7 protein-coding genes and 1 pseudogene are annotated in these 8572 nt (G+C 69.1%); all 8 read right to left on the bottom strand.

Annotated features, from left to right (window positions below; all coding sequences use genetic code 11):
• Positions 1 to 80: 80 nt before the first annotated feature.
• Positions 81 to 1001 (bottom strand): annotated as a pseudogene (locus tag EKL94_RS21430) (AAA family ATPase); the annotation flags it as partial.
• The gene (locus EKL94_RS21425) at positions 998 to 2182 is read right to left on the bottom strand and encodes a DUF4350 domain-containing protein (protein ID WP_126930560.1); all 1185 of its coding nucleotides are present in this window, start codon (positions 2180 to 2182) and stop codon (positions 998 to 1000) included. The pseudogene EKL94_RS21430 and the gene EKL94_RS21425, both read right to left, overlap by 4 nt.
• Entirely contained in the window at positions 2179 to 3807 is a 1629-nt protein-coding gene (locus EKL94_RS21420; protein ID WP_126930559.1) for a DUF4129 domain-containing protein, read from the bottom strand. The genes EKL94_RS21425 and EKL94_RS21420 overlap by 4 nt, the downstream gene beginning before the upstream one ends.
• A complete protein-coding gene (locus EKL94_RS21415; protein ID WP_126930558.1) occupies positions 3797 to 4789 on the bottom strand; it encodes a stage II sporulation protein M in 993 nt (330 codons plus the stop codon). Before EKL94_RS21415 ends, EKL94_RS21420 begins: the two co-directional genes overlap by 11 nt.
• Positions 4786 to 5475, bottom strand: coding sequence for an RDD family protein (locus EKL94_RS21410; protein ID WP_049400866.1), 690 nt, complete (start codon positions 5473 to 5475; stop codon positions 4786 to 4788). Before EKL94_RS21410 ends, EKL94_RS21415 begins: the two co-directional genes overlap by 4 nt.
• Positions 5476 to 5598: 123 nt before the next feature.
• Entirely contained in the window at positions 5599 to 6129 is a 531-nt protein-coding gene (locus tag EKL94_RS21405) for a gamma carbonic anhydrase family protein (protein ID WP_126930557.1), read from the bottom strand.
• Between the two features lie 159 nt (positions 6130 to 6288).
• On the bottom strand, positions 6289 to 8178 hold the full coding sequence (mnmG, locus tag EKL94_RS21400) for a tRNA uridine-5-carboxymethylaminomethyl(34) synthesis enzyme MnmG (protein WP_126930556.1): 1890 nt from the start codon (positions 8176 to 8178) through the stop codon (positions 6289 to 6291).
• A 273-nt stretch (positions 8179 to 8451) separates the two neighbouring features.
• On the bottom strand, positions 8452 to 8572 hold a 121-nt coding region (locus EKL94_RS21395; protein ID WP_148105806.1), incomplete at its 5' end, for a transposase.

The raw sequence follows: 8572 nt of genomic DNA, 5'->3' as shown, positions 1-8572 counted from the left end.
AGGGGGGGGCCGCCCCCCCCGGCCCCGCCCCCCCCCCTGGCCCACCGGCCCGCCCAGACCATCCGCGGACGCCTGCTCTACAATGGCAGTTCCGGGGGCAACGGTAAGCGGTGGCGCAGCGCCGGGCGTGCGATGTCGCGCACATCATCCGGAGTGACGAAATCACGACCGGCCAGCACCGCCTGCGCGCGCGAAGCACGCACCAGCGCGATGCTGCCGCGCGGACCGGCGCCGACCGCGATACCCGGCCACTGCCGGGTGGCGGCAACGATGCGTACCGCGTAGTCGATCACTTCGTCATCGACGGTGATCGCCGCCGTGGCACGTTGCAGTTCCAGCAGTTCGCCGGCACCGAGCACGCGCGGCACCTGGCTCAGGTCGAAATCGCTGGCAGCGCGGCCGCTGGTGATCGCGGTCACCATGCGCTTCTCGTCCTCAAGCTGCGGGTAGTCGATCAGCACCTTCAGCAGGAAGCGGTCCAGCTGCGCTTCCGGCAGCGGATAGGTACCTTCCTGCTCCAGCGGGTTCTGCGTGGCCAGCGCCATGAACGGCGGTGCCAGGGTGAAGGCCTTGCCTTCGATGGTCACCTGGCCTTCCTGCATCACCTCCAGCAGTGCCGACTGTGTCTTGGCCGGTGCACGGTTGATCTCGTCGGCCAGCAGCAGGTTGGTGAATACCGGGCCGCGGCGGATCTTGAAGCTCTCGCTCTTCGGGTCGTATACCGCGTGGCCGCTGACGTCGCTGGGCATCAGGTCGGGGGTGAACTGCACGCGACCGTAGTCCAGTTCCAGGGCCTGGGCCAGCGCGCGCACCAGTAGCGTCTTGCCCAGCCCGGGCACGCCCTCGATCAGCACGTGGCCACCGGCCAGCAGCGCCACCAGGATCTGGTCCAGCACATCGGCCTGGCCGATGAAGGCGTGTCCGACGGCGGTGCGGATGGCATCGACGCGTTCGATCAGGCGGGCGTTGGCGGCCGCCGGCAGCTCGGGGACTTCGGTCATAGCAGGGATCTCATCTGGAGCAGCAAGCGGATGCGCTCGCGCAGGGCGGAGGAATCATGCGGCGGAGGGGGCGTGAGCGCGCTGGCGACGCGGCCTTGCGGCCACTTCAGCAGCTCGGCGATGGCCTGATCGCGTGGCGCACCGTCCAGTGCGCCGGCAATCGGTGCGCGCAGGCGCAGGCGGTGCAGGAACAGGGCGAGTACGGCCTCGTACAGGCGCGCGCCGTGGCCGAAACGCAGCAGCAGTTCACCACTGGCACGCACGTGCTCCAGCAGCGAACGGCGTTCCAGTACCGGTGACGGCAGCAGGCTGCCGAAGCGCTGCGAGCGGCCCCACAACCAGCCCAGCAGGGCCAGCAGCAGCGGCGCCCACAGTGGCCAGCCCTGATAGAACATGCGCGACCATAGCGACGGTGGGCGGCTGGCATAGACCAGCCAGACCGTACCTTTGCCGTAGTTCGGATCGAGCAGGTAGCGGGTCAGGTCGCGATGCGAGGCATCGTGCAGGCCGTCGCTGGCCCCGCCGCCTGCCGACGCCAGGCGCGCTGCCGGTGAGTCCACCTCGCTGCGCATGAATTCCATGTCGGCCAGCACGCTCACCTTGCCCTGGCCATGGCGCAGGCGCGCGAACACCAGGTCGCGATCAGTGCCCCAGCGGCGTTCGGCCTGCGCACTGGCGGCAAAGCCCAGGGTGAAGCGGCGGCCACCACAGAATTCGACGTGGCCAGGATCGTCGTCGACATGGAACGGCTGGCAGTCGCTGCGCTGGAACAGGCTGTCCACGCCCAGCCGGTCCAGCAAGGGGCCCTGCGTGCTGCCGGCATCGTCCTCGGCCGGCGGCGGTGTACGTACCAGCAGGTGGCCGCCACCGTCGACCCAGTCCAGCAGCGCGCTGGCGACGGGCGGCGGCAGTTCGCTGCTGTCCTGCAGCAGCACAACCGTATCGTTCGGCCCCAGTGCCATCTGCTGCAGTTCCAGCCGCGGCCGCGAGTGCACGTCGATGCCATCGGCGCGCAGGGCCTGGCCGAGTACGTACAGTGGGTTGTAGGCGGCCTCGCCCTGTGGCGGCAGCCGGATCGTCTCGGTCACCCGTTCGTGCGTGCGCAGGTAGAGCACGGTCAGCGGTACGCCGAACAGCACCAATGCACCGAGCAGCAGCGACCAGAACAGGCGCGGGCTCATGCCTGCCACCCGTACTGCTGGCGCAGGGTATCGGCCAATGCATCGAAATCGGCGCGGCTGGGCAGGCGGCCACCGTAGGCGGCGTACTGCCACATGCGCACGATGCGCGCGAACAGGTCACGGTCGCTGGCCTCGGGCATGCGTCGCGACGCGCGCAGGCATTGCGCTTCGGTGGCACCGGGTGGAAGCGCGATACCGCTGCGCTCGCCCACCGTGCGCACGCTGGCGCGGTACAGCAGGGCCAGCGCCTGCCGCGGCCGGCCCTGGTCCCAGAGCAGGCCGGCCTGGGTGGCCACGTCCGGCGGCAGCACCACCGGCAACTCCACCTGTTCCTCCACCTGTTCCTCCACCACCGGCGGTGCGGCCTCGGCCTTGCATCGGCCACTGCCCCGCAGCCACGGCAGCCACATCCGTGCGGTCAGCAGCAGCACCAGCAGCAGAATGCCGAGCAGGCCCCACAGGCCCCATTCGGCCAGCCGTGCCAGCCAGGCGATGCCGTCCTTGCGCGCTTTGCGTTCACCTTTGCTGTTGGTGTCACGCTGCAGCTGCTTGTCTTCCTTCTTCTCTTCCTCGGCCTGTTCGATCGGCTTCCAGCGGGTGACCTGGCGGGTCGGGCGCTGCAGCGGGTCTTCATAGGCGCGGTTCACTGCCTGACGGAAACCGGCGGTGTCCACCGGCGTAGCGCCGAAGATCGTTGCCGGCGTGTTGGCGGGGTCGTTGGCCGCGGTGGCCGGTTCTTCCGCACTGTCTTCGTCTTCTTCGGCATCCTCGGCCTGCTCAGCGGCCGTCTGCGCGTCCTGCGCACGCACCGGTGCAGAGACCAGCGGCAGTGCCAGGCACAGCAGCAGCGCCAGCGTCGATGCCGCCGGCAGCAGCCGCTCGCGCAGGCGGCGCAGGGCGATTTCCACGTCCCACGCTTCCATCTGCGTACGCCGGTTCAGGTACAGGCCAAAGCCCGCCCCGACGAAGAACGGGCCGATCAGCACCGAGGCCAGCCAGCACGCCAGGTTGAAGGCCAGCCGCGCCCATGCGGGTGTGTCCTGGCCGATCATGTCCCATGCGGCGCGCCAGGATTCGGACATCAGCTCCAGTGGCATGAACATGAACACCGCACCGATCGCGCCGGATACCAGCACGGCTTCGAACGCCAGGCAGGTCACGGTCAGTACCAGTGCCGCGCCCGCTGCGCCGGCTGCCACCGCACGACGGCGTGGGCCGCGCTGACCCGGTGTGTTGCCTTCCAGCAGGTTCACCGGCAGGCACAGGCTGCGCAGCACGCTGAAGCGGCGCCAGCCCAGGTAGCCCCAGAAGCCGCTGTTGCCCCAGTGACGTTGCGCGCGCAGCGCGGCCAGCGTGCCGACCGGCTCACCGAAAATGCCGCGCGACAGCACGTACAGCGGCGCGCGTTCGAACAGCGGCTTGCACCACCACATCGCCAGCCAGGCCCAGCCGAAGGCATCCAGCCACCAGCCCAGCGCGTTGAAGATCACGAACAGCGGTGCACTGGCCAGCAGCCAGCTGCCCCACACCGCACGCGCGTGACGGCGGGACAGGGCGGTGCCCAGCTCCATCGCTTCCCAGCCACTGCGGGCACGCAGCGCCACATCCAGGCGGTCAATGCGCATGGCCGCCTCCACGTCCGCCGCGCCACAGCCACAGCAGCACGCCGGCCCACAACACACCGGCCACGCTGAACTTGCCCCACGCCGGTACCTCGGCAAGCGAGGACCAGAAGGCTTCGATGAAGGCGGCCACCAGCAGCATGAACGCCGCGCCCAGGCACAGCCGGGCGCCGATCCGTCCGCCTTCGACCAGCGCATCCAGGCGGCTGCGCCGGCCGGGGGCCAGCAGCTTCATGCCCAGCTGCAGGCCGGCACCGCCGGCGATCACGATCGCAGTCAGCTCGAAGGCGCCGTGGCCGACCACGAAGCGCCAGAACGGGTCGCCATGGCCGATGTGCTGCAGATGGCCCGCCACCGAACCGATGATCACGCCGTTGAACAACAGCACCAGCAGCGTGCCCAGCCCGGCCAGCAGTCCGCTGGCGAAGGTGCGCAGGGCGATGCTGATGTTGTTCATGATGTAGTGGCCGAACATCATCCAGTCGGTGCCGCTGTCACGCCCCAGGCGCTCGGCGGCGGGATCGTACATGCGCTCCATCTCGGCGATCTGGCGGTTGTCCATCAGCATGTGGATCAGGTCCGGATAGACCTGCACCAGCACGAAGCAGGCCACCGCCGGCAGCGCGAACATCGCCAGCGCCACCCACATGCTGCGCGCCTGGCTGCGCACCAGCAGCGGGAAGTCGGCCACCAGGAACTCCAGGGTACCCCGCCAGCGTGTCGGCGGCGTGCGGTACAGCACGCTGTGGCCCTGCTGCATCAGCTGCTGCAGGCGCTGCACCAGCTGCGGGCTGTAGCCGCGCTCGCGCGCCAGCGCCAGCTGCTGGCACAGCCGTCGGTAGCGCTGCGGGACGATGGTGTCGTCCAGTGCCAGGCCGCTGGCCTTGCGGCGCGTGCGGCGTGAGGCGCCGGCACGCAGCAGCAGCCACTGCTCCAGGTCCTGCCATTCCTGCTGGTAGCGGGCGACGAACTGCTCCTGTTTCATCGCCGCCCCAGCAGCCAGTTGGCCATCGCATACAGGCGCAGCACGCCGACCTGGCCATGGGTGCCGGTCAGTGGCTCGGCAATACCGGCCAGCTCCTGCTGGCGTGCCGCCGACAACCGCGGCGCACGCTCGGCGAAGGCCATCAGCGCGGCCTGTTCCTCTGGTCGCAGGGGCTGCGGCGGAGCCAGCACGCTGTCGATGGTCGGCGGCGGTGGCAGGTACAGCGCGGGTGCGTGCACCACCACGGTGCCTGCCACCAGGTCGCCAAGGCGGCGGCCGTGCGGATCGAACAGGCTGCTGATCAGGCCCAGCGCATAACCGAAGGGCAGCATGTCCACCGTGCGCAGCAGGTTGCGGGTGATCGCCGCCATCCAGCCTACCGGCGCGCCATCGCGGGACAGCACGCGCAGCCCAAGCGCACGCTTGCCCAGCGTGCGCCCCCACAATGCTTCGCAGACGATCGGGTAGGCCCAGTAGACCAGGAACATCAACACCAGGTAGAGGCCGGAGCCGAACTTGTCCAGCAGCGCCAGCGGAATGGACACCAGCACCAGTGCCGCGATGCGCACGCCGAGATCGACCAGCCAGGCCATCGCCCGCGGTACCGGGCCGGCGGCAGGCAACTGCAGCGGCACACCCTCCGGCGTCACCACCTCGCGGTAGGTATCGAGCATCGGTGCGGCCATCAGCGCGATGGCCTTCGTTGTGGGCGCCGGGGTCCTCTCCGGCGGGCAGCCACAGGCATGGGGGTCTCGACAGGTCCTGGTCGGGCCAAGACTTTAGCAGAGCCGCATGGTAGCGTCGGGGGCTCAGCCCCGGTATTCGTCCTTCAGCCGCACGTAGTGGTCGGCCGAGTAATGCAGCGCCTCGATCTCCTTGTCACTCAGCGTGCGTGCCGGCCGGGCAGGGTTGCCGACCCACAGCTCGCCTTCGCCCACCACCTTGCCGGGGCCGACCACCGCACCGGCGCCGACGAAGCCATGGCGCTCCACGCGGGCACCGTCGAGGATGCAGGCGCCCATGCCGATCAGGCTGTAATCGCCGATCGTGCAGGCGTGGATGATGCAGCAGTGGCCGACGGTCACGCCCTCGCCGATCAGGGTCGGGTAGCCGGCCTTGTTGTACGGGCTGTGGTGGCTGACGTGGATGATGGTGCCGTCCTGCACGTTGGTGCGTGCACCGATGCGCACATGGTTGACGTCGCCGCGGATGACCGTACCCGGCCACACCGACACGTCGTCGGCCAGCTCCACGTCGCCGATGAGGGTGCAGGCCGGATCGATGTACACGCGCTCGCCGAGGACGGGCATCTTGTCGCGGAAGGGGCGCAGCGGGTTCATCGATGTCTCCGGAAATCAGGGCGTTCGCGACGATGATACGCGCTCGGCCAATGGCGACCCCGCCGACACCTGAAAGGCGTGTCGACCAAGGTCGACACCTGCCAGAGCGGTGATTGCAGTAGATCCACGCCATGCGTGGATGGACCTGCGCGATGCGCGTTACGCCACGCGGCCGCGGCGCGCCCGCTCCAGGTGCACCAGCAGCAGCGAGATCGCTGCCGGCGTCATGCCCGGGATGCGCTGCGCCTGGCCGATGGTCTGCGGGCGCACGCGCTCCAGCTTCTGCAGCGCTTCGGCCGACAGCCCACGCACCGTCGCGTAATCGAAGGCTTCAGCGATCGGCGTGGCTTCATGCCGCTGCTGGCGCTCGATCTCCTCGCGCTGGCGGTCCAGGTAGCCGGCGTACTTCACGCCGATCTCCACCTGCTCGGCGACCTTGGCGTCGGCCACGGCCGGGCCCAGTGACGGCACCTGCATCAGCTGCGCGTAATCCAGCTCGGGGCGCTTGATCAGGTCCAGCACATTGGTTTCGCGGCTGACCGCCACGCCCAGCGTGTCCTGTACTTCGCGGCCCAGCGCATTGGCCGGGGTCGCCCACAGCGCGCCCAGGCGCGCGCGCTCGGCAGCAACGGCGGCCTGCTTGGTCTCGAATGCGTTCCAGCGGCGGTCATCCACCAGGCCCATTTCGCGGCCGGCCGGGGTCAGGCGCTGGTCGGCATTGTCCTCGCGCAGCTGCAGGCGGTACTCGGCGCGGCTGGTGAACATGCGGTACGGCTCGTTGGTGCCGTGGGTGATCAGGTCATCCACCAGCACACCCAGATAGGCCTCGTCGCGGCGCGGGCACCAGCCGTCCAGCCCGCGCACCTGGCGTGCAGCGTTGAGGCCGGCCAACAGGCCTTGCGCGGCAGCTTCTTCATAGCCGGTGGTGCCGTTGATCTGGCCGGCGAAGAACAGGCCGTTGACCAGCTTGGTTTCCAGCGAGGCCTTCAGCCCACGCGGATCGAAGAAGTCGTACTCGATCGCGTAGCCGGGGCGGGTGATGTGCGCGTTCTCGAAGCCGCGGATGCTGCGCACCATCTCCAGCTGCACGTCGAACGGCAGCGAGGTGGAGATGCCGTTGGGGTAGATCTCGACGATGCCCAGGCCTTCGGGTTCGACGAAGATCTGGTGGCTGGCCTTCTCGGCAAAGCGCACCACCTTGTCCTCGATGGACGGGCAGTAGCGCGGGCCGATGCCTTCGATCTGGCCGCTGTACAGCGGTGAGCGGTGCAGCGCGTCGCGGATGATCTGGTGGGTCTGTTCGGTGGTGTGGGTGATCCAGCAGCTGACCTGCTGCGGATGCTCGTCCACCGAGCCGAGGAAGGACATCACCGGGCGCGGCGAATCGCCGGGCTGCTCGTCCATCACGCTGTAGTCCAGCGAGCGGCCGTCGATGCGCGGCGGCGTGCCGGTCTTCAGGCGGTCCACCTGGAAGGGACGTTCGCGCAGGCGTGCCGCCAGCGTGGTGGCCGGGGGATCGCCCATGCGACCGGCGGCGTACTGGGTGGGGCCGACATGGATCTTGCCGGCCAGGAAGGTGCCGGCGGTCAGCACCACCGCCTCGGCGTCGAAGCGCAGGCCGGTCTGGGTGATGACCCCGCGCACGGCGTCGCCTTCGATGACCAGGTCATCGACCGCGGCCTGGAACACGGTCAGGTTGGCCTGACCTTCGACGATGGCGCGGATCGCCATGCGGTACAGGTTGCGGTCGGCCTGGCAGCGGGTGGCGCGCACGGCCGGACCCTTGGATGCGTTGAGCGTGCGCCACTGGATGCCGGCGCGGTCGGCGGCATGCGCCATCGCACCGCCCAGGGCGTCGATTTCCTTGACCAGGTGGCCCTTGCCGATGCCGCCGATGGCCGGATTGCAGCTCATCGCGCCCACCGTTTCGATGTTGTGGGTCAGCAGCAGGGTGCGCACGCCGGTGCGGGCCGCGGCCAGCGCGGCTTCGGTGCCAGCGTGGCCACCGCCAATGACGATGACGTCGTAACGATGGAAGGACGGATTCATGGGGGCTGTTCAGCTGGGGGCGGGCGCGGCCGGGCGCCGGCGCCGGGGTGGCGATTTTAGCGCCATTCGGGGCCGGGACGTCGGTGCCGGCCGGCCGGCGCCGAAATCAGCCCTAAAGTTGGCAGGATTTTTGCAGATAACCCAATAGCACCCACCGTGGCTGGCGCCGTAGGCGCCCGTGACCGGAATTGGAACAGGGGCCGGTACAGGCGCACGGTGGGGGAGCAGAGGGCCGGCAGTCGGGGGACTGTCCGGCCCTGTTTTTTTGGTTCTTCACCCAACTCCGGGGAAGGCTGCACGGATTTTGAGGAAGAAATAGGCGTCGTCTCGGTATCCGTAGGCGACGCGCTTGATGACCTTGATCTTGTTGTTGATTCCCTCGACCAGATTCGTT

Origin of the sequence: Stenotrophomonas maltophilia, from assembly GCF_003970865.1 — a bacterium.
Taxonomy (GTDB): Bacteria; Pseudomonadota; Gammaproteobacteria; order Xanthomonadales; family Xanthomonadaceae; genus Stenotrophomonas; species Stenotrophomonas maltophilia_AR.
Note: the sequence above shows the minus strand (reverse complement) of the source record. Positions and strands in the feature narration are given on the sequence as shown.